The sequence below is a fragment of the Citrobacter sp. Cpo069 genome, assembly GCF_030332785.1.
In the GTDB taxonomy this organism is placed as follows: domain Bacteria; phylum Pseudomonadota; class Gammaproteobacteria; order Enterobacterales; family Enterobacteriaceae; genus Citrobacter; species Citrobacter portucalensis.
In genome coordinates this window covers 41,942-67,279 of sequence record NZ_JAOWHD010000036.1, presented here as the reverse complement: position 1 = coordinate 67,279, position 25,338 = coordinate 41,942, and the positions used below count along the sequence as shown (strand labels likewise).

Genomic DNA, 25,338 nt, shown 5'->3' with positions numbered 1-25,338 from the left:
CAGAGAGATGAGCTATGCACGAACTTACACTGTCTCCTCAGGAAATTGCAGAAATTACTGGCTATCAGCGCTACACCCACCAGCAGCGACAGCTGCGGTGTCACGGAATACCGTTCACCACTGATGGGCGGAACCGCCCAATTGTATTGCGCAGAAGTATTGATCCCGGAGTTTCTGAATTACCTAAGGTCGATGAATATGTTGCACTTGAGCCAAATTACGACGCAATCAATGGGCAGACCAAGAAAAGATCCTAAAGACAAGCACCTCCCACCACGCGTAACTAAAAACCGTTATAGCTATGTGTGGAAGCCAAAAGGAACAAAACAAAGCGTAACTCTTGCACCTATTACCGGGACAAGTATGTCCCGGTTATGGGCGCGCTATGAGGAAGAAAAAGCCAAGCGTTCAGACGTAATGACATTTTCTAAATTATGGAAGTTATTCACCAGCAGCCCAGCTTTTGCTGAACTGGCTCCGCGAACACAGACTGATTACAGGTCATATGAAAAAAACCTGGTCCCAGTGTTCGGGAATATGCGAGCAGATGACATAAAAATTGAGATGGTCAGGATCTATATGGATAAACGTGGCCAACGCAGTATTAACCAGGCTAACCAGGAACTCGGCGGGATGTCGCGTGTTTTCTCATGGGGATATGAACGAGGATATGTGAAAGGAAATCCATGCAAAGGAGTGCGCAAGTTCTCTTTAAAAGCCCGTGACGTGTACGTGACAGACGAAGAATATCAGGCAATTTATGAAGAGGCGGCACCAGCTCTCCGGGTTGGCATGGAGATATCTTACTTATGTGCAGCTCGCGTTTCGGATGTTCTTTCTCTCAAATGGTCGCAAGTAAGCGAGGAAGGCATTTTTATCCAGCAGGGAAAGACCGGCACTAAACAAATAAAAGTCTGGACTGAACGGCTTCATAACGCCATCGAACTTGCAAAAAACCTGGGTGGGCGGGAAACGGTTATCTGTAGCAGCAAAAAAACTAAATACTCGAAAAGTGGGTTTAACGATCTGTGGGAAACTGCAAGGGAAGCAGCAGGAAAAAAACTAGATAGAAAACTGCCTTGTACATTTCATGATCTCAAAGCCAAGGGAATATCTGATTACGAAGGCTCGAGTAAGGACAAACAACTATTCTCAGGTCACAAAACTGAAAGCCAAGTTGTGGTTTATGACAGAAAAGTGAAAATTTCTCCCACATTGGATCTTCCAGTATTGGGCAAATCAGAAGATGATGATGGCGAGTTTTATACCAAGTGAATATACCAACACTATACCAAGTGTGACATGAGTCGTTGAAAGGAATTGAGCTAAGTGTTTGAATAGTGGCGGAGAGAGGGGGATTTGAACCCCCGGTAGAGTTGCCCCTACTCCGGTTTTCGAGACCGGTCCATTCAGCCGCTCTGGCATCTCTCCGTTTTGGCGGTTGCCATGATGCCAGGTAATTTGGCATTTTAACAGACCCCGTTCCGTCAATTTCGTTCAAGTGACGAGTTTGCGAGCAAAACGATGATTAAGTGGCCCTGGAAAGAGCAAGAAACAACCCGGAGTGACGACTGGCCGTGGGACGACGCCCTGGCTATTCCTCTTCTGGTGAATCTCACCGAGCAAGAACAAGCCAGGCTTATCGCCCTGGCCGAGCGCTTTTTACAGCAAAAAAGATTGGTAGCGCTTCAGGGGTTTGAACTGGATCCACTAAAAAGTGCGCGCATTGCGCTGCTTTTCTGTTTGCCTGTTCTGGAATTGGGGATCGAGTGGCTCGACGGGTTTCATGAAGTTCTCATCTACCCTGCCCCGTTTGTCGTGGACGATGAATGGGAAGACGATATTGGGCTGGTACATAATCAACGTGTTGTACAGTCCGGGCAAAGCTGGCAGCAAGGTCCAATAATCCTCAACTGGCTCGACATTCAGGATTCTTTTGATGCCTCCGGCTTCAATCTAATCATCCATGAAGTGGCACATAAGCTTGATATGCGTAATGGCGACCGCGCCAGCGGTATTCCGGCGATCCCTCTGCGAGATATTGCCAGTTGGGAGCACGACCTGCATGCCGCAATGAATAACATTCAGGATGAAATTGATCTGGTCGGTGAAACCGCGTGCAGTATAGATGCCTACGCAGCGACCGATCCTGCCGAATGCTTTGCCGTTCTATCGGAGTATTTCTTCAGTGCCCCTGAATTATTTGCACCACGTTTTCCGGCCTTATGGCAACGTTTCATTCAGTTTTACCGCCAGAACCCCATGGAGCGGTTACGCGATACCCGCTAAGGTGGCCATTGTCGCTCACCAAATGTGCATTAACGCTGAATTTGAAGATTAATTAACCAATTGAAATGACGCGCTAATTTTACTGTTGACACCTCATGGTCAGGTCAGTAATATGCGCCTCGTTCACACGATTCCTCTGTAGTTCAGTCGGTAGAACGGCGGACTGTTAATCCGTATGTCACTGGTTCGAGTCCAGTCAGAGGAGCCATATTTAAGAAGCCTGCTTAGGAAACTAAGCAGGCTTTTTGCTTTTCAGGTCGCTATAAAATCCCCTCTCATAAGCCCCCTGCCTGCTCTGCACCGCTGTTACATGCCGCATCACAACGTTGATTAAAGTTATGTAAATGTAAATCGTTTAAACTTTGCAATTATTGTAAGTGCTAGTGATTATCATTTATTGTACGCGAGCCAAAGGAACGAGCCCCCCGCTCGGTTCACTGTACGTTCCAATTACTCTGGGATATAAACGATGAATTCTCTGCCTCGCGCCGGACTGCGCCGTATCACCCTTGCCTCTGTCCTGGTCTTCTCAGTTAGCCTACCGGCTTTCGCTCAGGAAACGTTAACGCTCTATACCACCCGTGAACCGGGTCTGATCCAGCCTTTGCTTGATAGCTGGACCAAAACCAGCGGCATCAAAGTCAGTACGGTCTATATCAAGGACGGTATGCTTGAGCGCGTTAAAGCTGAAGGTAAAAATTCACCTGCCGACCTGCTGATGACCGTCGATGCCGGTAATCTCATTGATTTAGTGGAAGCGGGTGTAACTCAGCCAGTAGAGTCAGAAGCACTGAAAACCGCTATTCCGGCTAATCTACGCGGCGCAGATAATCAGTGGTTTGCGCTGTCGATGCGTGCCCGCGTGCTGTATGCCGAGAAGTCACTGCCAATCGATAACTGGCATTACGAACAACTCGCCAGCCCTGAGTACAAAGGTAAAGTTTGTATTCGTTCCGGACAGCACCCGTATAACACAGCGCTGATCGCCGCAATGATTGCTCATCACGGTGAAGCAAAGACCGAAGAATGGCTGCGCGGTGTGAAAGCTAACCTTGCGCGTAAAGCTACCGGTGGCGACCGCGATGTAGCTCGCGATATTCTCGGCGGCATTTGCGATATTGGTCTCGCCAACTCCTATTACGTCGGCCATATGAAAAACGCCAAAGAAGGCAGTGATGCACGTCAGTGGGGCGATGCGATTAAAGTCGTTAAACCCACCTTTGAAAATGGCGGTACACACGTCAACATCAGTGGCGCAGCTGTAGCCCGCTATGCACCAAATAAAGCCGATGCCGTTAAGCTGATGGAATATCTGGTTTCCGCACCTGCCCAGCAGCAGTATGCGAAAGCGAACTTCGAATATCCGGTATTGAAAGGCGTGACGCTTGACCCGGTTATCAGCGCTACCATCGGTGAAATCGACGTCGATAAAACGCCGTTAACCGAAATCGTTAAATATCGTAAACAAGCTAGTCTGCTGGTAGATAAAGTTGGATTCGATCAATAAACCTCTGCAGTTTCCGACGTTACGCGGCCTGGTTTCCGGGCCGCAGTCATTATTAACGCCGCTACATCTTGGCGCGCTGTGCGTAGCGCTTGGCGTTCTGACACCGATCATTGCGCTGATTTGGCAGGCTACCCAGGCCGATTTATCTCACTGGGATAATCTCCTGACGTATGTACTGCCTGCCGCACTAAAAAATACCGTGCTGTTATTAGCCGGTGTCGCGGTGATGGTCGGCGTGATTGGCGTAGGCAGCGCATGGGCGGTAACGGCATGGGATTTTCCTGGACGTAAAATTCTTAGCTGGGCGTTACTGTTGCCGCTGGCGATGCCGACCTACATTGTGGCCTTTGCGTGGCTCGATCTGCTGCATCCGATTGGCCCTCTGCAAACCTTTATCCGTTTTTTATTAGGTTTTGACAGCCCAAGACAGTTCCGACTGCCTGATTTACGCTCACTTTCCGGCGCAATCATCCTGCTCGGATTAGTGCTGTACCCATACGTGTATCTGACAACCCGCGCCATGTTTATTAGCCAACCGGCTCATTTACTGGAAGCCGCACGCACGCTGGGATGCAGCGCAACCGGAACCTTCTTTCGTGTTGCTTTGCCCATGGCTCGTCCGGCGTTGGCCGTTGGGATCAGTCTGGCACTGCTGGAAACGCTCAACGATATTGGCGCATCAGAGTTTCTCGGTGTACAGACGTTAACCGTTACCGTGTACACCACATGGATCTCGCGGTCTGATTTATCTGCCGCGGCACAAATTGCCTGCATGATGCTGATGTTTATATTCCTTATTCTGACGCTGGAATTTTATGGTCGCAGAAAACAAGGATTCAGCAGCCGCAGCCTGCGGGAGATTCAACCTACGCGCGTGCATGGCTGGCGTGGTTGGCTGCTCGGTGGCGTTATTTCACTGCCGGTTGTGCTGGGTTTTCTGGCTCCGGTACTGTTTTTAATTTGGGAAAGCGCCAAACGCATAGGCGATGAGAACCCCCTTTCCTCTTCGTTACTGTCAGCATTGCAAAATACGCTATCGCTGGCAGCGGGAACCACGCTGGTGGTGGTTTGCGTCAGTATGCTGGTGGCCTGGAGCGCGCGTCATAGCGCCGCAGACAACGCCATGCCGGGATTTCGTCGCGGCGTGATGCGTCTGGCCTCTTTAGGCTATGCGGTTCCCGGCACAATTCTGGCGATTGGCTTTTTACCCCCCGCCATGGCTGTCGACCGCTGGCTGGCAGATTTACTGGATGTTCGCGGCCTGCCGCTGATGTCCGCCGGGATCCTGCTGGTAATTTGTTGTGCCATGCGATTCCAGGCGATTGCCATTGGCGCGCTGGATTCTGGTCTGGGCCGCATTCCACCTTCGCTGGAACAGGCGTCTCGTCTGTTGGGTGAGAATGGTGCGGGGACGTTTGCACGAGTCCATTTTCCCCTGCTGCGCCCAGCGTTAGTCAGCAGTGCCCTGCTGGTTTTTGCTGATGCCATGAAAGAGCTGCCAACAACGTTGCTTTTGCGCCCAGTCAATTTTGAAACGCTGGCAACGTTGCTGTATGCGGAAGCCGCCCGTGGAACCTATGAAGAAGGTGCTATCGCCGCGCTAATGATTGTTTTAGCTGGCACGCTACCGGTTATTTTGTTGGTGCGTCACCAAATGACTCGCCGTGGTTAAGAGAGCAACAATGTCAGAAATTGCATTACGACTCCAGGATGTACACGTTGCTTATGGCAACAGCCAGCAATCGGTACTGAGCGGATTTTCAATGTCGGTACGTAAAGGTGAAATTGCCTGTCTGCTGGGCGCTTCAGGCTGCGGAAAAACCACGGTGCTACGCGCAGTAGCCGGATTTGAACGCCTGCAAAACGGAGAGATCTATGTGTCACAGCGACGTGTTGCCGGTCCCGGCGTTCATCTGCCACCGGAAAAACGTCATGTCGGCATGGTCTTCCAGGAATATGCGTTATTCCCCCATCTGACCGCGCAGCAAAATGTGGCCTTTGGATTGCGTCGCATGCCGCGTGAGGAACAACAGGCCAGAGTAACTGAGCTGTTGAAAATGGTGGAGTTACACAGCCATGCCAACCGCTATCCGCATGAGCTTTCCGGCGGGCAACAACAGCGTATCGCCCTTGCGCGCGCGTTGGCGCCACATCCGGAAATCCTGTTGCTCGATGAACCCTTCTCCAGCCTGGATAAGCGCACGCGTGAGCGTCTTGGCAACGAGGTACGGGATATTTTGCGCGCCGCCGGGCAAACGGCGCTGTTGGTTACCCACAGTGAACACGAAGCCCAGCTAATGGCTGACCATATTGGCGTGGTAAAAATGGGGCAGTATCAAATTAAAAAAGCGACCCATCCGACCTGAAGGTAAACAGGGTCGCCCTGAAAATTAATAATGCTTCTGTACCAGGCTGATGTTCACCGGCATACCGGAACGTCTTTCCAACGCCTGGCTCCCGCGGCTCACATCCACGTCATTCCCGCTGATAAAGGTGCGCAAAGCGGGAGTGACTGGCAAAGGCACCTTTCTGTCAGACTCGTATTCCGAACGGTTTCGTGACAGCGGCTCATGTACTTCCACCCAGCGACTACCGTCCGGCTCTTCGCTGTATTTCACCGGTCGGTCAATTAATTGTACACGCGTCCCTACAGGCACCGTATCAAACAGGTACTTGATGTCGTCATTCCGCAAACGGATGCACCCCTGGCTTACCCGCAGACCAATACCGAAATTGGCATTTGTCCCGTGAATGGCATAAAGCCTGCCAATATAAATTGCATACAGGCCCATCGGATTTTCTGGTCCGGCAGGAACAAATGCCGGCAAGCTTTCCCCGCGAGCGGCGTATTCACGTCGGGTATTTGGCGTCGGCGTCCAGCTTGGTGCTTCCTGCTTACGTTCTACCGCTGTCACCCAGTTACGCGGCGTTTCTCTACCCGCCTGACCAATGCCAATGGGTAAAACCTCAACCGTATTGCTGCCAGCAGGATAATAGTAAAGCCGCATCTCGGCGACGTTGATGACAATCCCCTCACGCACGGTATCCGGAAGTATCAGTTGCTGTGGCACAACCAGCGTTGAACCCGATTTAGGCAGAAAAACATCGACGCCCGGATTGGCTTCAAGCATATTGCTCAACCCCTGCCCGTACTGAGCGGCAAATGCCTCCAGCGGCTTGGTGTTTCCTTGTGGAACCGTAATAGTCAAAGTGCTACCCACCAGGCGACTCCCCTCTGGCGGCAGCGGATAACTCACCGCCTGCGCTCCCTGACTCGCAAGCAGCATAATGAGTGAACAAAGCAGTTTTACACGACGCATCTTTTTCCTTTCCTTCGTCGCAACAGATATCCGTAAAGTATAGCTTTTATTATCTGTTTTAGTGGCTTACAACATATTTGCGCATAAAAAAACCTCGCCATCAGGCGAGGTTCAGGTTGAGCAGTAACTACGCTTCCTTACCATCTGGAAGCACGATGTTACTGGCGGCGAGCTGCCCCATATTTTTGTACATCGCACAGGCAGCTTCAATAATCGGCATCGCCAACGCGGCCCCGCTACCTTCGCCTAAACGCATCCCCATATTCAGATAAGGATCCAATTCAAGATGCGCCAGCGCGGTGCGGGCGCCCTTCTCAGCGGAGAAGTGTGACGGGATTAGGTAGGGTTTAATCTGCGGCGCAATCTGGCTGGCCGCCAGAGCAGCAGAATACGAAAGAAAACCATCCAGCACGACCGGCAGGCCACAGGAGGCCGCCCCCAGCATCACCCCCGCCATACCGACAAGATCAAACCCGCCAACCTTAGCCAGCACATCGACACCGTCATGGCGATCCGGTTGATTGACGGCAATTGCCCGGCGCACAACGTCTACCTTATTCCCCACCCGAGAAAGAGGAAGGTTAGCGCCAATACCCACGACTTCCTCAGCATCACTGCCGGTCAGCACGCTGACAATGGCCGCCGCAGGTGTGGTATTTGCCATACCAAGCTCCCCGACGCCAAACAGCGTTACACCGTCTTTTGCCAGTTCATGGGTATAGCGGATAACTTCCAGCAACAGCTCCTCGGCCTGCGAACGGCTCATTGCCGGACCTTCGGCTATATTGCCGCAGCCGCGTGCCACTCGCATATTCACCACACCGGGAATAGGTTCAGCATCAATCCCAACATCTATCACATGAACCTTCGCCCCAGCCTGAGCGGCCAGGACGCAGACGCCGGTCGTTCCACGCGTCATATTGGCAGCCTGTATAGCCGTGACAACTTTAGGCGAAACGGCAACCCCTTCATCCCACACGCCGTGATCGGCGCACATCACCAGCATCGCTTTGCCGTTCACATGCGGCACACCCTTCAGGCCAGGCATCCCGGCCAATTGTACGGCGAGAGATTCGAGTCGCCCTAAACTTCCCGGCGGCTTAAGCAAGCCGTCAATATGCTGCTGTGCACGAAGCATCGCGGCACTGTCGGGTGATGGGATCGTGCGGAGTAAAGAGGTTAAAGTCTGCATAAGGGTTCCAGTATGTGGGCTGACTCAGAGCAGAGCCAGCAAGAAAATCAACTCGCCAAGTTCAATGGCAGCGCCCAGCGTATCGCCGGTTTGCCCACCCAACGTGCGTTTTAATAACTGCCCAAGAATAAAAATCGCCACTATTGTGACAACCAGCGCTGCCACGCCGCGCATGCCGGGAAGTAGCACGGCGGCAAGGATCGCCGCTAATCCCAACGTAACGCAGGTTTGACGCCCGGTGACTTTGCCAATAAAAACGTTGCCCAGTCCTTCTTCGCGGGCATAGCGATGCCGATACATCAGCAACACCGCCGTTCCTCTCCCGGCGACACATGCCGCTGCCAGCGCGGCCAGCATCGGCGTGCCACGCAAAGCCAGTTCACTCACCACCAGTACCTTCGCCAGTAAAACGAAAATTAACGCCAGCCCACCGTGGGTGCCCAGACGACTGTCGCGCATGATTTCCAGCATCCGCTCGCGTCGGCGCGCCGAAAAAATGCCATCACAGGTATCCGCCAGACCATCCAGATGAAATCCCCCGGTCAGCAATGCCAGTGTCAGCACCGCAAAAAGGGCCGCCAACGGAATACCGTACCAGGGCTGGAGCGCCATAAAGACCAGCCCCGTCAGCCCTCCCAACACGACGCCAATCAGGGGAAACATTACAATACCGCGGGAATAGTGCTCGAAATCCAGTCCTTGCGACCAGCGAGCAGGAACGGGCAAGCGACTGATAAAAGAGAGCATTGCCCAGAACAACTTACTCATTTAATTTTGACTCCAATTCCTGATACCACCAGCCAGACCTCATCCGCTGCCGCCGCCAGTCGCTGGTTCACGCGTCCTGCAATATCACGAAAATGCCGCGCCAGACGATTCTCCGGCACAATCCCCATACCCACTTCGTTAGTGACCAACACGATCTTTGCCGGGCAGCGTTGACAGGCTGCGATCAGCGAACGGATTTCACCTTCGATAGACTGCTCCATCGCCGCGTAATCCCAGCTGTCCGGATCGCTTTCACCGCCCAGCGCAAACAGCAAGTTGGTCACCATCGTGGTGATGCATTCCAGCAGAATAGCTTCCTGAGGATCGTTCATGTCCGTGATCAGTTCATCAAGATGTTGCCAACGTTCGGCTGTCCGCCAGTGCGCAGGACGTCCATCGCGATGATGCTGAATTCGCGCAGCCATCTCCTCATCAAAAATCTGCGAAGTCGCGATATACAAAACGTTTGGGGAATCAGCGATCAGCGCTTCCGCATGCCGACTCTTACCGCTTCGCGCGCCACCAGTAACCAGAATCATCATACTGGCTCCCGGTGTTGCTGCATGATGGTATAAATTTTTTCAATATCGATGTGTTGCCGCATCGCATCCGCCAGCAGATCAAACTGCTGCGATTTATATTGCGCGTAATGGAAGGTGGAATCCAGCGGAGCTAACCCTTTACGTTCTCGCAGGCCATTGACCAACGCACGGGTGAAATCATCGCTGTCGAAAAGACCGTGAAGATAAGTGCCGAACGCCAGACCATCCGGAGTAACCGCGCCGTCAACAACGCTGCCGCCGTCTTTGTGCAGCGTCATCACCGACCGGCATTCATCAGTTAATGCTGTTTCGCCCATATGAATTTCATAACCGCGAACGGATAACCCCGCTGTGCCCGCCAGCCAGTCAGGCAGCGATGAAGACATTTGTCCCTCAACCAGGGTCGTGGTTTTGTGCTGGGCAAAATGGGTGACTGTATTGAGTAAGCCCAGACCCGGCAGCGTACCGAGGCCCGACTCTACTTCATCAATGATGGTGTCGCCGAGCATTTGATAGCCGCCACAAATCCCAACCACCGGTACGTTATTACGATGTAATTGCACGACGCCATGCGCCATCCCGCTTTCACGCAGCCATACCAGATCGCCAAGGGTATTTTTGCTGCCCGGCAAAATCACCAGATCGGCCCCCGCCAGCTCTTCAGGCTGGCGAACATAGCGCACGCGCACATCCGGCTGCGCAGCAAGCGCATTGAAATCAGTAAAGTTAGAAATGTGCGGTATTTGAACAACGGCGATATCGATGTCGCGTTTGTCAGTGCGCAAATACTTGCCCTTTTGCAGCGCAACGCCGTCTTCATCTTCCAGATCAACATCCAGCCATGGCATCACGCCCAGTACCGGAACGCCGGTCAGCGCTTCAATTTGCTCGATACCGGAGTGCAGCAGCGTCACATCACCGCGAAACTTGTTGATGATCACCCCTTTTACCCGTGCGCGTTCGTGATCGTGCAGCAGCGCCAGCGTGCCGTAAATGGAGGCGAACACCCCGCCACGATCGATATCCGCCACCAAAACGACAGGGCACTGCGCCATCTCGGCCATACCCATATTGACGATATCGCGATCGCGCAGGTTAATCTCTGCCGGGCTCCCCGCTCCTTCCAGCACCAGCACATCGAACTCCTGCGCCAGGCTGTTATAAACTGACAGGATCTGTTCCCGCAGACGTGGCTTGTACTCGTGGTAACTCACCGCGTCCATATCGGTTGCCACTTTACCCATCAGCACTACCTGCGCTTTTCGATCGCTGGTCGGTTTAAGCAACACCGGGTTCATACGCACATCTGGCGTAATGCCTGCGGCTTCGGCCTGAAAAATTTGCGCGCGGCCCATTTCTTTTCCCTCTGGCGTAATGCCAGAGTTCAGCGCCATGTTCTGCGATTTGAACGGCGCGGTATGCAGTCCATCCTGATAAAAAATACGACACAGCCCGGCGACCAATACGCTTTTACCCACATCAGATGCCGTTCCCTGCAACATTATTGCCTGCGTCATGACGCCTCCTTCAGTGCGTTCTCTCGCATACAGCTAAAAAATTCAGCCTCTGTTTTACACAGCGGGAAGCCCAACTCTGTATGCAGCTTCACCAGCCAGGGCTGAGTTAATCCCGCTTGTTCAATAAGATCCGTACGGGCGAAAACGTCGCCTGGCGTACCGTGCGTGAGTACTTCGCCCCGGCGTAAAACGTACACCGCATCACTGACTTCATAGATAAGATCGATATCATGGCTGGAAATTACGACGTGGTTTCCTTGCTCAACGATGCGTTTGATTATCTCAATCATCTGCGTGCGGCCTGACGGGTCGAGGCCCGCAGTAGGTTCATCCAGCAGCAGATACTGCGCCTGCAACACCAACGCCCCGGCAATCGCTACGCGTTTTTTTTGCCCATGGCTTAAACACTGAATGGGCTGATGGCGAAAATGCTGGGCGTCGACCAGCGTAAGCGCATCTTCCACACGGCGAGCGATTTCAGCTTCATCCACCCCAAGATTGCGCAGGCTAAAGGCGATATCGCTGTCGATATCGGTATAAAAGATTTGCTGATCGGGGTCCTGAAATACCGTTGCCACCTGTTGACGCAGTGCCAGCAGGCCGCGCTTGCTGTAATCCAGCGGTTTGCCCTGCCACATCACCGCGCCTTGCTGTGGGCGCAGTAAACCACTCAGGTTCATGAACAGCGTAGATTTCCCGCAGCCATTAGCGCCTACCAGTCCGGTGACGGCATGCGTCGAAAAATCCAGCGTTAGCCCTTTGAGGATCGGGTCATCCTGATAGCGAAACCAAAGCGCTGAGGTGGCAAGCATACTTTTCCTTACAGGTGAAAATCACCCTGATACAGTTTGATATCCAGTGTGGTGGTCATTTGCTGGTAGCGGATCAACACGCGGGTAAACAGCAATCCCACCAGTATTGCCAGAGAGCGGTAGCCCAACTGCAAGCTACGATAACCAAAACGCAGCGTTTGTGCGCGATGAATAGCCAGCGCCTCGTCTAACAGGATAAAAATAAACCGCCAGGTCAGCAGGATCTGCTCAGTTAGCAGGCGAGGAACGTGCGCGCGTTTAAGTAAGATAATTAATTGCGGAAACGGCAGATTCAGCACCAGCCAGAAAGTTGCCGCCAGCGCGGCAAGGCTGCGCCAGAAGGTTTCATTGGCGGTTACCACACCTGGTGCGCTGATCCCCAACCAGTAACTTCCCACAGGTATGCTGGCCAACAGCGTCTGTGGATCGCGGCTGATGCTAAACAAAATGGTCACCACGCCAACCGTGAGAAAACCAAACGGTAATGCCATCCAACGGCACCAGCGCCAGAAGGAAATACGCAGCAGCCAGCAGCTCAGCGCGGCAATAAGTAAAAGCTCAATACCCTGCCCCAATGGGGGCAGGGTAAACGCCAGAATCATCATCACCAGCCAGAGCAGAAATTTCCGCACCGGCGAGACATGAACCCAACGGCTTTGATAGCTAAGCCTGTCAAGCCCGGTCATCACGGCGTTGCCTGCCCTTGGTGTAACCCAGGATATAGAAAATCACAGCTGCGCCCAGCGATCCCTGGAGTGTAAACAGCAGACTTTCAATTTCACCGCTTGCGGGTTCATACAACGGCTGGAACCAGGGCTCATAATGCGGAGCAATAGCCTGAATCTGGCTTTCCGCCTCACCATCTGACCCGCCGTACTCCCCACCGTGGTTGATAAAGAACGGCAGGATCACCAGTGCCACTACCATGCCCAATATAATCAGCGTCTTTTTCATCGTTAATGCCCTTGTGCGGTTATCAACTGGCGTTTGGTTAGCTGATCGTAAATCAGCACGGTAAGTAACCCTTCCGCAATCGCAATTGGGATCTGCGTCAGGCAGAAAATCCCCATGAACTTAATGATTGAGCCGGTAGCGCCAGCAGAGGGATCCGGGAACGCAACGCCCAGCTGTACAGAAGTCACGAAATAGGTGACGAGATCCGCCAGCATCGCACACAGGAAGACGCAGACATCACGACGCAGCCCTGCGCGGCAGGCCATTTTCCACACCATGTAACCCACTACCGGGCCAATTACCGCCATCGACATGCCGTTCGCGCCGAGCGTTGTTAAACCACCGTGTGCCAGCAGCAGAGCCTGGAACAGCAGGACAATCGCCCCAAGGATGGCTACCACGCCCGGTCCAAACAGGATAACCGCCAGGCCTACACCGGTAGGATGTGAGCAGCTTCCGGTAACGGAAGGAATTTTCAGCGCCGACAGCACAAAAATAAAAGCGCCACACAGGGCCAGCAAAACCTTCTGGTGGTTATCCTCCTGCACAATTTGGCGCAGACGTACCAGTCCGTACCACAGGCAGGGTAAAAACAGCAGCCACCAGGCCAGCGCCCACATCGGCGGCAAGAAACCTTCCATAATGTGCATGGCGAACGCTTGTTCAGGAACAATCATCAGTAATAGCGCCGCAGCCAACCCGCTGAAAGACAGCTGTTTTAGCTGTTGTTCAAGCTTCATTGTGCATACTCCCACTGTTTATTGACCAGAATGGTCGAGAAATAAGGCAGCGGCTGATCGTCGCTCACCTCATCGAGATGACGCCAGCACTGTTCACCTGGCAGCGTGGCTTCAGACATCATTAATGCACAGTCCAACAAACCCTCTTGTTGTAGCAGCGCTTTGATACGTGCAAAACGACCGTACACTTTCATCAACACCAGACTGTCATGCTGTTTTAACGCTTGCTGGATTTCCACTTCCGGCGCGGTACAGGAGACCACCGCCAGTGACTGCTGCTCCATAGCGAGCGGCGTTTTGGAACGCGCGGCAATCGCGGCGAAAGACGTGACGCCAGGAACGATTTCCAGCCAGTCAGGACAACCAATACGCTGAAGTAAAAAGACCCAGGTGCTGAACAGCATCGCATCGCCGAGAGTGATAAACCCCACCTGCTTACCGGCCTCGACTTCCTGAACCAGCGCGGCAGCAACTTCATCCCAGACGGCCTCTTTTTCAGCGCTATCGGCACTCATAGGAAAATGGCAGCAGCGGACTTCGGTCTGTTCACCGATATACTCACGTACAATCGACAATGCCAGACTGTCACCGCCTTTACGCCCGGCAGGCGCATAGAGAATATCCAGCACGCCCAGCGTGCGTGCGGCACGCACGGTAATCAAGTCGGAAGCACCTGGCCCGGTGCTCAGTGCATACAGTTTTCCGCTCATGCTGCTTCCTCCAGCGCCACATTAAGCGCCTGCTGTAAATGTGCCACGAACATAGCGCGAACCGCTGGGTTCTCACCCAGACCACTAAGCCACGGCGTAGCCGGTATCCCTGCTGCATTGAACAACGTTTTCCAGGAATCATCTTCGTCGGAGGCCATATCGTTGATGGCATGGTCGCCAGCGACTAACATCAGCGGCATCAGATGCACCGCCGTCACCCCTTCCTGAGATAAACTTTCAATCAGCACATCCACTTCCGGATAGCTTTCCACCGCCCCAACCCGCGCCGGAAAGCGCTGCGCCGTCATCATGTGGTCGAGACAGGCATAGGCGGCAAAAGCATGGTGGCTGGCGCCGTGTCCCATAAAGACCACTTTTTCACTTTCGCCAAGCGCCGGCATCTGCTGTTGCAGCGCCAGCATCAACTGTGCGTAATCTTCATGGCTGCTCAGCAGCGGTACACCCAGCGTCAGGCGTGAAAACAGCGGACGCATACTTTGCACTTCGCGGACAATTTTTTCGTATTCGTCACCATTAATAATGTGCAGCGACTGAATAGCCACATCCTGATACCCCTGCTCCGCCAGTTTTTGCAGCGCCTGCAGCGGCGTGTCGATTTCAATACCGTCTCGCTGCTTGAGCTTGCGGATTATCATCCCGGAGGTAAACGCCCGGAACAGGTCGCGGTCAGGGCAGCTAGCTGCAAGATCGCGCTCACAGGCCACAATATTTTTCTCGCAGGTGTCGTGATAGCTGGTGCCAAAACTGACCACCAGAAGCGCCTTTTTCATCTCAAACTCCTTAAGCAGTGGCCAGCCAGCGCGTTAAACGCGCCCCAAAGGCGGCCTGACTTTCCAGTAACTCTTCTCCCGTCACCAACGGTGCCGGACGTGTAATCACGATGCAGGGGATTCCGGCATCCAGACAGGGTTGAACCTTTTCCTGATAACCACCTTCAGCGCCAGATGCTTTGGTGATCACCACATCAGCCTGGCACTGGCGATAAAACGCAGCGTTGAACTCGGCGCTAAACGGTCCGCACAGTGCGAAGATTTCACCGACGCCAAATCCCAGATCCGCGCATTGCTGAATGACCTCAGGAACAGGCAGAACGCGCGCCAGCAGCGTTTTTTCAGGCAACCCTTCGCGCCAGATAGCCAGATCTTTACTGCCGGTCGTCAGCAGCACACGATCGCCGAAGCGTCGCGCCAACTCACAGGCTTGCTGAATGCTTTGTACGGTATACAGGTGCGGGTGAGTTAAACCACTCAACTGCTCAGGACGCTGGTAGCGGCTCAGCAGTACGCCCGCCGCTTCGCAGGCGCTCATGATGTTGCGGCTCACCACCTCGGCGTACGGATGCGAGGCATCGATCACCCAGCGCGTCCGATTTTCCTGTAGCCAGGCAATCATTTGTTCGCGCTCCAGACGCCCGCAGCGCACCTGGCCTTTGATGTCTCCCGCCAGTTGTTTCCCTGTTGGGGTTGCAACTGACAAGGTGTAGGCCACGTTTGCCGCATCCAGTTGCTGGCACAGCATGCGCGCATCGCTCGTACCGCCCATGACCAGCACATCACCGTAATTCACAGCACATAACCTCGTGGCGTGATCATCAGGCCGTCCTGAACATAGGTTGTTTTGTTACCCACGATCACAAGGCTGGTCATATCAACCGGTTCGAAATCCATTTCACCGAGCGTGGTTAACCATTTTTCCTGCTTTTTACGTCCGGCAGACTTCACAATACCCACCGGCGTTTGTGCGCTTTTGCTGGCGGAAAGCAGTTCAAATGCGCGCGCCAGATGACCTTCGCGACCCCGACTGCGCGGGTTGTAGAAACAGATAACAAAGTCTGCCTCACCGGCGGCAATGATGCGTTTTTCGATAACCGGCCACGGCGTTAACAAGTCGCTTAAGCTGATGTGGCAGAAATCGTGCATCAACGGCGCGCCCAGCAAAGAGGCGGCGGCAATGCTGGCGGTCATGCCTGGGATTAGCCTGACCTCAACATCCAGCTTTTGCTTGCTGACCAGTTCGAGCACCAGCCCGGCCATACCGTAAATCCCCGCGTCACCGCTACTGATCAGCGCCACGTTGTGACCCGCCTGTGCCAGTTCGATCGCCGCCTGGCAGCGTTCAATCTCTTTGCACATCCCGGTTTTGATCACCTGCTTGTCACCCGTGAACGCTTTTACCAGATGGGTGTAGGTTTTATAGCCAACGATGATTTCCGCTGCCTGCAGTGCTTCAACGGCTTCCATGGTCATCATTGCCTGCGAGCCAGGGCCAATTCCAATTACGCTTAACATCAGTGTGAAACTCCCAAAGTGATAGTGACGCCCTGTTCTCGCAGGGTCTCGCCTAACAGTTTTCCGTGGCTCAACAGCCAGGCTGCAGGACCGGAAACGCTTCCTGTACCCACCGTTTTGCGAACAAACGATGAGGCCGGAAAACGGTGCTCATGCTCACGCAGCGCGTCAGCGGTAAAGGTTTCGAAAGGAACGCGACAGCACGAAGCCAGTTGGATAAGTCCCTGTTCATCTTTTTTCAGCGTGATGCTGCCAATCGCTTTTAGCGCCAACGGATCAAGCTGTTGAGCTTCAAGTTGCCGGGCAAGCAGCGCAGCCAGTAGAGGGAACGGCGTATCACGGCGACAGCCAATTCCGGCCACAACCCGCTGTGGCACCAACTTCCAGTGCGGAACAGGCAGGTCAGGTAAATTGGTACGTAAGGTGATGCACACCAACGCATCCAGTTCAGGGAGCTGGTTGAGATCGGTAACCGTGATAAATCCGCGCCGGTCGCAATGGCTGACATCCTGCGTCAGTTCGTCATCCCACCACAGACCAACCCGCTTATTGCTGACCAGCATCTGATTCACGATCTTCACCGCCGAACGGAAATCACTCATCCGGGCATTCAGTTGAAATGCCAGCGTATCCAGAGCCGCCATATCGTTCACATCCGTCGCGGTAGTGATAACCGGGTCAGCGCCCAACATGCCCGCCAGATAACGCGCCAACGCATTGGCACCGCCCGCGTGACCGGAGAGCAGGCTGATGACATGCTGGGCACGTTCATCAATGACCACCACCGCCGGATCGCAGAATTTGTCATTGACCAGCGGGGCCAGTACGCGCACCGCAATGCCGGTCGCACCGATAAAAATCAGCGCCGAGTAATTCGTAAACGCTTCGCGGGCGGTATTCGCAAAGCCGTTTTCAAAGGGAATAAACCCCTCCTCCAGCAGCTTTTCACTGGTAAAACAGGTAACCGGCAGCATGGCTGCCAGACGTTTCGCCAGCACAACGCCACCAGGAGTCAGGCAAAAAAGCGCAATTGACTCAGGCTTTACGGTATTCATGGCTAAAGTCCGCCGCATAGAGTTTGGAGTAGTGATACTCCGAGCCCAGGAAATTACCGACCAGAATAAGGGCCGTTTTACGGATGCCCGCATCGCGAACCTTGTCGCCAATATCCGCCAGGGTCCCGCGCACGGTCTGACTTTCCGGCCAGGTCGCTTTATAGATCACCGCCACGGGCGTGGTCACCGGATAGCCGCCTTCAATCAGACGCTCAGCCACCCGATGAATGCGCTGGACGGAAAGATAAATCGCCATTGATGTCTGGTGGCTGGCAAAAGACTCCAGCTGTTCACGCTCTGGTACCGGGGTGCGGCCTTCCAGGCGCGTAATGATCAGGCTCTGTGAAACTTCGGGCACGGTATACTCCACGCCCAGCTCCGCCGCCGCGCCGAGGAACGCGCTGACGCCGGGCACCACCTGCCAGTCAATCCCGCGTTTGGTCAGCTCCTCACCTTGCTCGCGTACGGAACCGTACAATGAGACATCACCGGTTTGCAGGCGCACAACGGTCTTGCCCGCTTTCACTCCGGCCTCCATCAGATCAAGGATCTGCTCCAGATGCAGTTCGGCACTGTCGTGACATTCAGCACCGGCAGGACAATACTCCAGCAATTCAGTGTTAATCAGCGATCCGGCGTAGATAACAACCTGCGCCTGCTGCAGCAACCGGTAACCTTTGAGGGTAATCAGCTCGCGATCGCCAGGACCTGCGCCAACAAACCACACGCTACGGGGATCAAAAATCTCAGACATGGTTTCCTTCCTTCTGACAGGCGATAACAAATACGGGGTTATTCGGTTTAAAATAGTGACCATTGCCAAGCGTGGTAAGCGAGGAAACCTGTAGCTGCAGGCAATCCACTCCCTGTACGCCAAGATGATCCATATGTGCCAGCGCGGTGTTGAGGTTTTCCTGGAGGATAAACGTCATCACCAAACGCCCTGCGGGATGCAATTGGCGCATCGACCAGTCAATCAGTTCGGTCAGATGGCCGCCGCTGCCGCCCATAAAAATGGCATCGGCTTTTTCCGCGATGGTCATGGGAGCAACGCCGGGAAAAATATCGATATTTGCGCAGGCAAAATGCTGGCGGTTTTCATCCAGCAACCTGAGCGCAGCCGGGTTACGTTCGATGGCCGTTACACGTAATCCGGGATATTGCAACGCCGCCTCTATCGACACGCTGCCGGTTCCGGCACCAATATCAATCAGGTGACTGGCGCGGTGTAATTCAAGTTTTGAGAGGGCAAGTGCGCGTACCGCTTCTTTGGTCATCGGCACTTTCTCTCCACGCAGAAACAGCTCATCTTTCATCAAGGATCACCACTGCATTCATGTCATAGTCAGCGTTAACTTCACGCACAGGCAGGAAATGGATCTGTTCGTTTTCCATCGCCAGGTTTTCGCCAATCACCATCCAGCGATGCCCCTTGCCTCGGGCAATGAGCTGCTGCGCGATTTCACGCGGGCCACACAGCGCATCAGTCACCATCGCCACCTTGTTATGTCGCGCCAGCTCATCAAAACAGACGCTGCGGCCATGGCTACTGGTCAGCCACATATCGTTCATATCAATACCGGACTGCGCGCACAGGTACTGCACCGCACTAATGCCGGGAATAATCCGCACATTCTCAATACCAAAATGCGCCACCATGCGCGTCCCGATGCCGTAAAACAGGGGATCGCCAGACGCCAGTACCACAACGTGCTTCTCCTGGTGCGCGCTAATCCAGCTCAGGAGTTCCGGGATATTGGCGCCAAGAGCAAACTGTTCACCGGTAAAATCCGGGAATTGCTGCAAATGCCGCTTTCCACCGACCAGAACATCCGCCGTCGCGACCGCTTCTCGTGCCGCAGGCGTCATCAAATGCAAACCGGCGGGGCCCATCCCTACAACGGTTAACATTGCATCTCCTCAGCAATCTCTGCGACCGGACGATTACTTCCAATAACCTGATTATCAAAAGAAAACATGATGGCATCGCAGGTCGGGGGATTTTTGGTAAAGCGCAATGTTTGCAGGACACGCATACAAATGCGCTGAGCCAGATGGTCATAAATGTGCTGGAAACCGTACGCGTCGATATGTTCCATCGCCGCTTCGGTGGTATCGCACTCGCTGACCAACGTCAGCAGTTCCAGCGGTGCGCCAAGTAGCGCGAGGTGGGCCACCAGCGTTTCCATGCGGGCATCGGCAATATGGCTATGGGTATGGAAGATCCCCGCCGCGATTTTGACGAGCTTGCCTGGATGTCCCACCAGCACGATTTGCCGGAACCCCAGACGTACGGCTTCTTCAATCATGTAACCGACAAAGTTGCTCATGGTGACCACAACCTGGGTGTCGATACCCATCTGCTCGCGCACAAAACGCTCGCCGTGGTTTCCCGGCACCAGTACAACACGCTCCAGCCCTGCCGCCCGCTTAATTTCCAGCTCAAGCGACAGTGAACGCTTCCAGCTCTCTTCTGACATCGGCGTGACAATACCCGTGGTGCCGATAATCGAAATGCCGCCAAGAATGCCAAGGCGAGAGTTGTAGGTTTTTTGCGCCCGTTCTTCGCCTTCTGGCGCGAAGATTTCAATCTGCGCCCCACGATTTGGGCCAATCGCTTCGCGGACAGCTGATTCAATGGTCTGGCGAGGTGTACGGTTAATCGCCGAACTGCCCACCGGCAGGCCAATCCCTTTGCGGGTTACCGTACCGACCCCTTCACCGCCCTGTAAGGCAATCACGCCGCTATCGTCTAACGTCACGCGGGCAAAAATCAGCATGCCGTGGGTGGCGTCCACATCATCTCCACCGTCTTTGCGGATGGCCGCTATTGCCTGCTGCCCTTCGATATGCGGTGACTCCACGTTCAGGCACAGCGTCACCCCGGAAGGCGTCACGATGGAAACCTGATGGATGAGGTGTTGGCGCAATACCATCAACGCGGCAACTTTTGCCGCCGCCGTGGCGCACGATCCCGTGGTATACCCTTTACGCAGCGCTTTACCGTTGTGCCACACCGGCGTATCGAAGGCCTCGCTCATCGCGCCCCCTGCATGTGATAAAGCATGGCGTTGACGATAGCGGCGGCGACATTGCTTCCCCCTTTGCGGCCTAACGCTGCAATGGCGGGCAAATTGCTTTGGGTCAGGGCATCTTTCGACTCTTCAGCACCAACGAACCCGACCGGTACACCCACCACACCGCTGACGGCAACATCATGCTCAAGCAGGCGGAACAGCGCAGTCGGCGCGTTGCCAAAGACAAAGAGCTTTTCCCCCTCTTCCTTCACCGCAATGTCGACTGCCGCCATGGACCGGGTAATACCCTGCTCTTTTGCCGTACGCACAACCCGCGGGTCGCTGATGTAGCAGCGGCATTCACCGCCGAATTTTGCCAGCAGCGTTTTATTGATCCCGGAAAGCGCCATCGTGGTATCGGTATAAATCACGCTCGAACGGCTAAGCGCCGCACAAAACTGCTCCAGCACATCACTGGAAAACCACAGAATGTCCAGCCAGTCGAAATCTGCCGTCGTGTGAATAACCCGCTTGATAATGGCTTCATGTAACGGACTGGCAAACTGATAGTCCGGACGGGTTTCACGGATGATCTCGCCAATAATGTCGAAACTTTTGGCTTCAATCGCCTGGGGTTGCTGGATGTATTGCATTATGTTGTCCTCAGGCTACACCGACCCACAGCCACCGCAGCGCAATAAACAGCGCCAGTGCCAGCGTCGATGCCACCCACATCAGTCGAATCGTATGGGAAATGTCGTCTACCGAAATGTCACGTTGTGCATCACCGATCCACGGTTTCTCAACGCGCTCGCCAAAGTAGTCATTAGGACCACCCAGACGAATGCCTAATGCCCCGGCTACGGATGCCTCTGACCACGCACAGTTTGGGCTGCTATGGTTGTAGCGATCGCGCCAGCCAATCTGTAAAGCTCGCGAGCCGTCTTTACGGCATAAAAATGCCGCCACGCTCAGCAGCAGCCAGCTCAGTCTTGCAGGAATAAAGTTCGCGACATCGTCCAGACGCGCGCTGACCATACCAATAGCGCGGTATTTTTCATGTTTGTAGCCCACCATGGAGTCAAGGGTGTTTACCGCTTTGTAGGCCATCGCCAGGGGCGCACCGCCGAGGAGGAGAAAGAACAACGGCGCGATAATGCCGTCTACGGTGTTTTCAGCCACGGTTTCCACCACCGCACGATTGATCTGCTGCGGTTGCAGCTGTGAGGTATCACGCCCCACAATCCACGATAGTTTTTCCCGACTCTGAGCAAGGTCACCGGCCCGTAGCGGACGTTCGACATCCTGCGCGGCCTTTGCCAGGCAGCGTCCGGCCAGCACGGTAAAGATCATCCATACCTCTACCACCCAACCCAACCAGGGATGAATAGATTCTGCCAGTGCCAGCACGCCCCAGGACACAGCCCAGGTCAGACCAACCACCACAATCCACATCACCGCGCCGCCAATGCGCAGTGCACGGCCGCTATGGCAATAACGCCGAATAACTCGCTGCACGGCAGAAATCAGATTGCCAATCCAGCGCACCGGATGTGGCCAGTTCTGCGGATCGCCGATGATAAAATCAAGCAGCCAGGCAACACACCACGCAAGGATCGTCATAGCGCACTCCTCGCAGCTGCCAGCCAATGGTTAAGCATCTGCGGACGTTGAGCAAAATGAACGTGTAGATAGCTGGCGAAGGTGTTTCCGACCTGCCAGCCGCCGGACCATGCTTGCAGCGTTTTACCATCGCGCACTTTGCGACAGTTCATCACCGCTGGCGTTTCAGGGGTAAAATCGGAGTAGTGGAATTCATGCCCGCGCAGCACTTCGCCTTCTGCAGCTAACAATGTTTGCTGCGCGGCCTGCGCTTCGCAATAGCCAAATCGGGTCAGACGTTTCCCCATTTTGCTGTGGCCGGGAATGATATCCGCCATCAGCCAGGTATCGCCGTTGCTGTCCTCAAGCGAACTGCCGAGATACATCAGCCCGCCGCACTCTGCATAAATCGCGACGCCACGTTGATGTGCCTCTCGCAGTTGATTCAGCATCGAGACATTGCGAGCCAGCGCCGCAGCGTGTAGCTCAGGATATCCGCCACCTAACCAGATCATCTGACAGTCCGGTAAACAGGTGTCGTGCAACGGGCTAAAACGAACAATATTTAGTCCCGTACGTTCCAGCAGCGTAATGTTATCCGGGTAGTAGAAGTTGAAGGCTTCATCATCGGCAATTGCAAGCGTTAGCCCTGCTCCGGCGTCTGCGGCAGGAAGCGCGGGCCATTCGCCAGCAGGAAGATTGGTTGACTGGCTTAATGTCAGAAGTGCGTCGATATCAAGGGTTTGCTCCAGTGTCGTGGCAAAAGCCTGCCACGGTTGCTGATTGATAACCGACTCACGTGCGGTTACTAAACCCAGATGACGTTCGGGAAGGGCAACCCCATCCATACGGGGTACGTAGCCCAAGACGGGTACATCGCAGTAACGTTCGATTGCGACTTTCAGTAACTGGTAATGCGTTTCGCTGTTAACCCGATTAACAATAACCCCGGCGATGTTCAGGGTGGGATCAAAATGCTGAAAACCCATTACCGTTGCGGCGATTGAAGTGGAAACGGCTTTGCCATCAACCAGTAAGATGACCGGACAGCCTAACTGTTTAGCCATCGCGGCGGTGCTGCAGTAGTTTGGGTCGGTACCATAGCCGTCATACAGCCCCATCACACCTTCAATAACGGCGATATCCGCATGTTGCATCTGCTCGTTGAATAGAGCGTTCAGCGTGGGGACGGGAAGCATGAAGCTATCAAGATTGCGGGAAGCGGTACCGCATACCGCTGTATGCCAGCCGGTATCAAGGTAATCAGGACCTACTTTGCAAGGCTGGACGCGCAAACCGCGTTTTTTCAACAAGCTCAACAAGCCCAGCGTCACCGTGGTTTTACCACAGCCGCTTCCGGTACCTGCAAGAACAAATGCGTGAAAATTGGCCGCCATACCCTGATCCTGTTCAGGGTGGTAGGGGTGTAGAGATACCCAGTCTCTCGACTGTATGCATCTGAACCACCCACTTCCCACCGAAGTTGTTGGTAGTCACTGACAGGCAGGTCTTCTGGCTTAGCGTCATCCTCACCCGTCCTTCCCAATCTTGCGATCAGTGGTCCATACGGGGTCGTCAGCATCACAGCAGCGGGGGCTGCGGGGGATTTTCACCCCCTTCCCTACCACAAATGTGGCAAACCTGTCAGTTCAAGAGCCTGGTTAATTAAGCTCTCTGTTATGAGGTAAATTCACGACCTCATGACAATAATTCAATTTAATATCTTTCCGAGTTCATTCAGCCAATTTTCTGGCCTTAACCCACTTATTCACACGTTCACTTTTTGAATGAAAGTATCAGCTAAGAATAAAGAAAATCATTCACACAGACACTGTATCTCATCACAAAAATAAAAACTGGTGCAGTTTATCCCTCTAATACCATTATTTTGTTGCGCTATGACAATTTATTGACTGCTGTTGTCACATTTCATTTTATAATGACTGACATAGCGCCCGATATCAAAAATCGGCAATAGCAAAATATTGCTATTTAAGCGGATTCACCGCGTGAAATGACATTTATTTGCTGGCGAAATGCCTGCGGCGTAACCTGATAGGTCTGGCGGAAAACTTTGCAAAAATAACTTGTTTGCGAAAAGCCTAAATTACGCGCAATGCTGGCTATACTCCAGTCACTGTGACAAAGCAGCTCTTTGGCACTGGCCATTCTTTGCTGGTTTACCCATGCGTTAAAACCAATACCCTGATATTTTTTGAACAATTTGCTGAAATAGTACGGGCTAAGGAAAACATGAGAGGCAACATCTTCCAGACGCAGATCGTCTGATAAATGTGCATCAATATAGCGCAGGGCTTTTTTCATTTTACTGTCATGAGGGTTGGTACTACGGTTAGCGCGTACCGGCTCTGACTGCTGCGGGTTATCTTTGATAACAACAAAATTAAGTTGTTTCTTAAGGCAATTTTCGACGATGAGCTTGAGTAAATCCGCTGAAGCAATGACTCGAGAATAGTCCATTTCAGGTACATTACGGAACTCGTTGACCAGTTCGGGATCGGCTTGCCAGCGGTCATCGACGTTCAGAATATCAACGAGGCCTACATCGTTACTTAAGCGTACTTGTCCACAAAGCACGAACCCTACCAGGTGTCCCGCGATGACCAGCGGAATTGAGAAATCGGTAAGCCCGGCATGGCAGCGATAAATGCAGGGTTGATCGGATTTAGAGGCTTCCAACCCTCCACAGCGGTCGCTCATACGACAACGCGTACTATGCTGAGGATGCTGGCGCATCAACTGGCAAAAAGGAGTGAAATTAAAAAGCTCAGAGATTTCATCACCGTGAATATTGACAACCACAACAGCCAGACTGGTGGCCTGTGCAAAATCCTGTGCGATTTTATTAATGAGTTCTGAGTTCAGGGCACTCGCAGAAATCATGATAAAACCTCTCAGTTAATTTATTGTTATAAATAAAACATATTATTCACACATTCATTTTCATCTCGCGATCCAGCGCTCTGATGAAAGTCAGCATTGA

Annotated in this window: 28 protein-coding genes, 2 tRNA genes and 1 riboswitch; of the genes, 7 read left to right on the top strand and 23 right to left on the bottom strand. The window is 53.5% G+C overall.

The genetic code is table 11. The features are described 5' to 3' along the window. Window positions 1-14 precede the first annotated feature (14 nt). Both OGY08_RS02415 and OGY08_RS02410 read left to right on the top strand, forming a co-directional pair. On the top strand, window positions 15-257 hold the full coding sequence (locus OGY08_RS02415; protein ID WP_071667664.1) for a DUF4224 domain-containing protein: 243 nt from the start codon (window positions 15-17) through the stop codon (window positions 255-257). Continuing rightward, window positions 232-1,275, top strand: a complete 1,044-nt coding sequence (locus OGY08_RS02410) for a tyrosine-type recombinase/integrase (protein ID WP_100272200.1) — start codon at window positions 232-234, stop codon at window positions 1,273-1,275. The genes OGY08_RS02415 and OGY08_RS02410 overlap by 26 nt, the downstream gene beginning before the upstream one ends. A 66-nt stretch (window positions 1,276-1,341) precedes the next feature. Here OGY08_RS02410 and OGY08_RS02405 read toward each other — a convergent pair. Then, window positions 1,342-1,431: transfer RNA gene (locus OGY08_RS02405), tRNA-Ser, on the bottom strand. A gap of 93 nt (window positions 1,432-1,524) precedes the next feature. On the opposite strand from OGY08_RS02405, the gene mtfA reads away from it, so the two are divergent. From mtfA to OGY08_RS02380, 5 genes are all read left to right on the top strand, one after another. Then, a complete protein-coding gene (mtfA, locus tag OGY08_RS02400) occupies window positions 1,525-2,289 on the top strand; it encodes a DgsA anti-repressor MtfA (protein ID WP_032943883.1) in 765 nt (254 codons plus the stop codon). Between the two features lie 132 nt (window positions 2,290-2,421). Next, window positions 2,422-2,497 (top strand) — tRNA-Asn (locus OGY08_RS02395). Window positions 2,498-2,758: 261 nt separating this feature from the next. Next, window positions 2,759-3,796: an extracellular solute-binding protein gene (locus OGY08_RS02390; protein ID WP_125363420.1), complete on the top strand. Its 1,038-nt coding sequence runs from the start codon at window positions 2,759-2,761 to the stop codon at window positions 3,794-3,796. Then, window positions 3,780-5,468: an ABC transporter permease gene (locus OGY08_RS02385; RefSeq protein WP_100272199.1), complete on the top strand. Its 1,689-nt coding sequence runs from the start codon at window positions 3,780-3,782 to the stop codon at window positions 5,466-5,468. Before OGY08_RS02390 ends, OGY08_RS02385 begins: the two co-directional genes overlap by 17 nt. A gap of 10 nt (window positions 5,469-5,478) precedes the next feature. Further along, the gene (locus OGY08_RS02380) at window positions 5,479-6,162 is read left to right on the top strand and encodes an ABC transporter ATP-binding protein (RefSeq protein ID WP_032669186.1); all 684 of its coding nucleotides are present in this window, start codon (window positions 5,479-5,481) and stop codon (window positions 6,160-6,162) included. Between the two features lie 24 nt (window positions 6,163-6,186). On the opposite strand, the gene ldtA is transcribed toward OGY08_RS02380, so the two are convergent. The 22 genes from ldtA to pocR all read right to left on the bottom strand — a co-directional run bounded on the left by ldtA (window position 6,187) and on the right by pocR (window position 25,238). Then, complete coding sequence (gene ldtA / locus OGY08_RS02375; protein ID WP_008785129.1) at window positions 6,187-7,116, bottom strand: L,D-transpeptidase; 930 nt, start codon at window positions 7,114-7,116, stop codon at window positions 6,187-6,189. 127 nt (window positions 7,117-7,243) lie between these two features. Then, entirely contained in the window at window positions 7,244-8,308 is a 1,065-nt protein-coding gene (gene cobT / locus OGY08_RS02370; RefSeq protein ID WP_008785130.1) for a nicotinate-nucleotide--dimethylbenzimidazole phosphoribosyltransferase, read from the bottom strand. 24 nt (window positions 8,309-8,332) lie between these two features. Beyond that, on the bottom strand, window positions 8,333-9,076 hold the full coding sequence (gene cobS, locus OGY08_RS02365) for an adenosylcobinamide-GDP ribazoletransferase (protein WP_125363421.1): 744 nt from the start codon (window positions 9,074-9,076) through the stop codon (window positions 8,333-8,335). Further along, entirely contained in the window at window positions 9,073-9,618 is a 546-nt protein-coding gene (cobU, locus tag OGY08_RS02360) for a bifunctional adenosylcobinamide kinase/adenosylcobinamide-phosphate guanylyltransferase (RefSeq protein ID WP_003834083.1), read from the bottom strand. Before cobU ends, cobS begins: the two co-directional genes overlap by 4 nt. Beyond that, entirely contained in the window at window positions 9,615-11,135 is a 1,521-nt protein-coding gene (locus OGY08_RS02355) for a cobyric acid synthase (protein ID WP_125363422.1), read from the bottom strand. Before OGY08_RS02355 ends, cobU begins: the two co-directional genes overlap by 4 nt. After that, window positions 11,132-11,947 (bottom strand): energy-coupling factor ABC transporter ATP-binding protein, encoded by an 816-nt coding sequence (locus OGY08_RS02350; RefSeq protein WP_125363423.1) that lies wholly within the window; start codon window positions 11,945-11,947, stop codon window positions 11,132-11,134. The genes OGY08_RS02355 and OGY08_RS02350 overlap by 4 nt, the downstream gene beginning before the upstream one ends. An 8-nt stretch (window positions 11,948-11,955) precedes the next feature. Continuing rightward, window positions 11,956-12,633, bottom strand: coding sequence for an energy-coupling factor ABC transporter transmembrane protein (locus tag OGY08_RS02345; protein WP_125363424.1), 678 nt, complete (start codon window positions 12,631-12,633; stop codon window positions 11,956-11,958). Beyond that, entirely contained in the window at window positions 12,620-12,901 is a 282-nt protein-coding gene (locus tag OGY08_RS02340) for an energy-coupling factor ABC transporter substrate-binding protein (protein ID WP_003030289.1), read from the bottom strand. Before OGY08_RS02340 ends, OGY08_RS02345 begins: the two co-directional genes overlap by 14 nt. A 2-nt stretch (window positions 12,902-12,903) precedes the next feature. After that, window positions 12,904-13,641, bottom strand: a complete 738-nt coding sequence (cbiM, locus tag OGY08_RS02335; RefSeq protein ID WP_003834098.1) for a cobalt ECF transporter S component CbiM — start codon at window positions 13,639-13,641, stop codon at window positions 12,904-12,906. Next, window positions 13,638-14,351: a cobalt-factor II C(20)-methyltransferase gene (locus OGY08_RS02330; RefSeq protein WP_125363425.1), complete on the bottom strand. Its 714-nt coding sequence runs from the start codon at window positions 14,349-14,351 to the stop codon at window positions 13,638-13,640. Before OGY08_RS02330 ends, cbiM begins: the two co-directional genes overlap by 4 nt. Next, entirely contained in the window at window positions 14,348-15,142 is a 795-nt protein-coding gene (gene cbiK / locus OGY08_RS02325) for a sirohydrochlorin cobaltochelatase (RefSeq protein ID WP_008785135.1), read from the bottom strand. Before cbiK ends, OGY08_RS02330 begins: the two co-directional genes overlap by 4 nt. Before the next feature lie 10 nt (window positions 15,143-15,152). Next, window positions 15,153-15,938 (bottom strand): cobalt-precorrin-6A reductase, encoded by a 786-nt coding sequence (locus OGY08_RS02320; RefSeq protein WP_008785136.1) that lies wholly within the window; start codon window positions 15,936-15,938, stop codon window positions 15,153-15,155. After that, entirely contained in the window at window positions 15,935-16,660 is a 726-nt protein-coding gene (locus OGY08_RS02315; RefSeq protein WP_032943891.1) for a precorrin-3B C(17)-methyltransferase, read from the bottom strand. The genes OGY08_RS02320 and OGY08_RS02315 overlap by 4 nt, the downstream gene beginning before the upstream one ends. After that, complete coding sequence (gene cbiG, locus OGY08_RS02310; protein ID WP_003834107.1) at window positions 16,660-17,715, bottom strand: cobalt-precorrin 5A hydrolase; 1,056 nt, start codon at window positions 17,713-17,715, stop codon at window positions 16,660-16,662. The genes OGY08_RS02315 and cbiG overlap by 1 nt, the downstream gene beginning before the upstream one ends. Continuing rightward, window positions 17,696-18,469 (bottom strand): cobalt-precorrin-4 methyltransferase, encoded by a 774-nt coding sequence (locus OGY08_RS02305; protein WP_125363426.1) that lies wholly within the window; start codon window positions 18,467-18,469, stop codon window positions 17,696-17,698. Before OGY08_RS02305 ends, cbiG begins: the two co-directional genes overlap by 20 nt. Further along, entirely contained in the window at window positions 18,462-19,031 is a 570-nt protein-coding gene (locus OGY08_RS02300; RefSeq protein ID WP_125363427.1) for a decarboxylating cobalt-precorrin-6B (C(15))-methyltransferase, read from the bottom strand. Before OGY08_RS02300 ends, OGY08_RS02305 begins: the two co-directional genes overlap by 8 nt. Further along, complete coding sequence (locus OGY08_RS02295; RefSeq protein ID WP_008785139.1) at window positions 19,021-19,626, bottom strand: cobalt-precorrin-7 (C(5))-methyltransferase; 606 nt, start codon at window positions 19,624-19,626, stop codon at window positions 19,021-19,023. Before OGY08_RS02295 ends, OGY08_RS02300 begins: the two co-directional genes overlap by 11 nt. Beyond that, on the bottom strand, window positions 19,620-20,756 hold the full coding sequence (gene cbiD, locus OGY08_RS02290) for a cobalt-precorrin-5B (C(1))-methyltransferase CbiD (protein WP_125363428.1): 1,137 nt from the start codon (window positions 20,754-20,756) through the stop codon (window positions 19,620-19,622). The genes OGY08_RS02295 and cbiD overlap by 7 nt, the downstream gene beginning before the upstream one ends. After that, the gene (locus tag OGY08_RS02285) at window positions 20,753-21,385 is read right to left on the bottom strand and encodes a cobalt-precorrin-8 methylmutase (protein ID WP_008785140.1); all 633 of its coding nucleotides are present in this window, start codon (window positions 21,383-21,385) and stop codon (window positions 20,753-20,755) included. The genes cbiD and OGY08_RS02285 overlap by 4 nt, the downstream gene beginning before the upstream one ends. 10 nt (window positions 21,386-21,395) lie before the next feature. Next, a complete protein-coding gene (gene cbiB, locus OGY08_RS02280) occupies window positions 21,396-22,355 on the bottom strand; it encodes an adenosylcobinamide-phosphate synthase CbiB (RefSeq protein WP_125363429.1) in 960 nt (319 codons plus the stop codon). Further along, window positions 22,352-23,731, bottom strand: coding sequence for a cobyrinic acid a,c-diamide synthase CobB (locus tag OGY08_RS02275; protein ID WP_125363430.1), 1,380 nt, complete (start codon window positions 23,729-23,731; stop codon window positions 22,352-22,354). The genes cbiB and OGY08_RS02275 overlap by 4 nt, the downstream gene beginning before the upstream one ends. A gap of 88 nt (window positions 23,732-23,819) precedes the next feature. Then, window positions 23,820-23,994, bottom strand: a riboswitch (cobalamin riboswitch). A 332-nt stretch (window positions 23,995-24,326) separates the two neighbouring features. Then, a complete protein-coding gene (gene pocR, locus OGY08_RS02270) occupies window positions 24,327-25,238 on the bottom strand; it encodes a transcriptional regulator PocR (protein ID WP_003834122.1) in 912 nt (303 codons plus the stop codon). Window positions 25,239-25,338 lie beyond the last annotated feature (100 nt).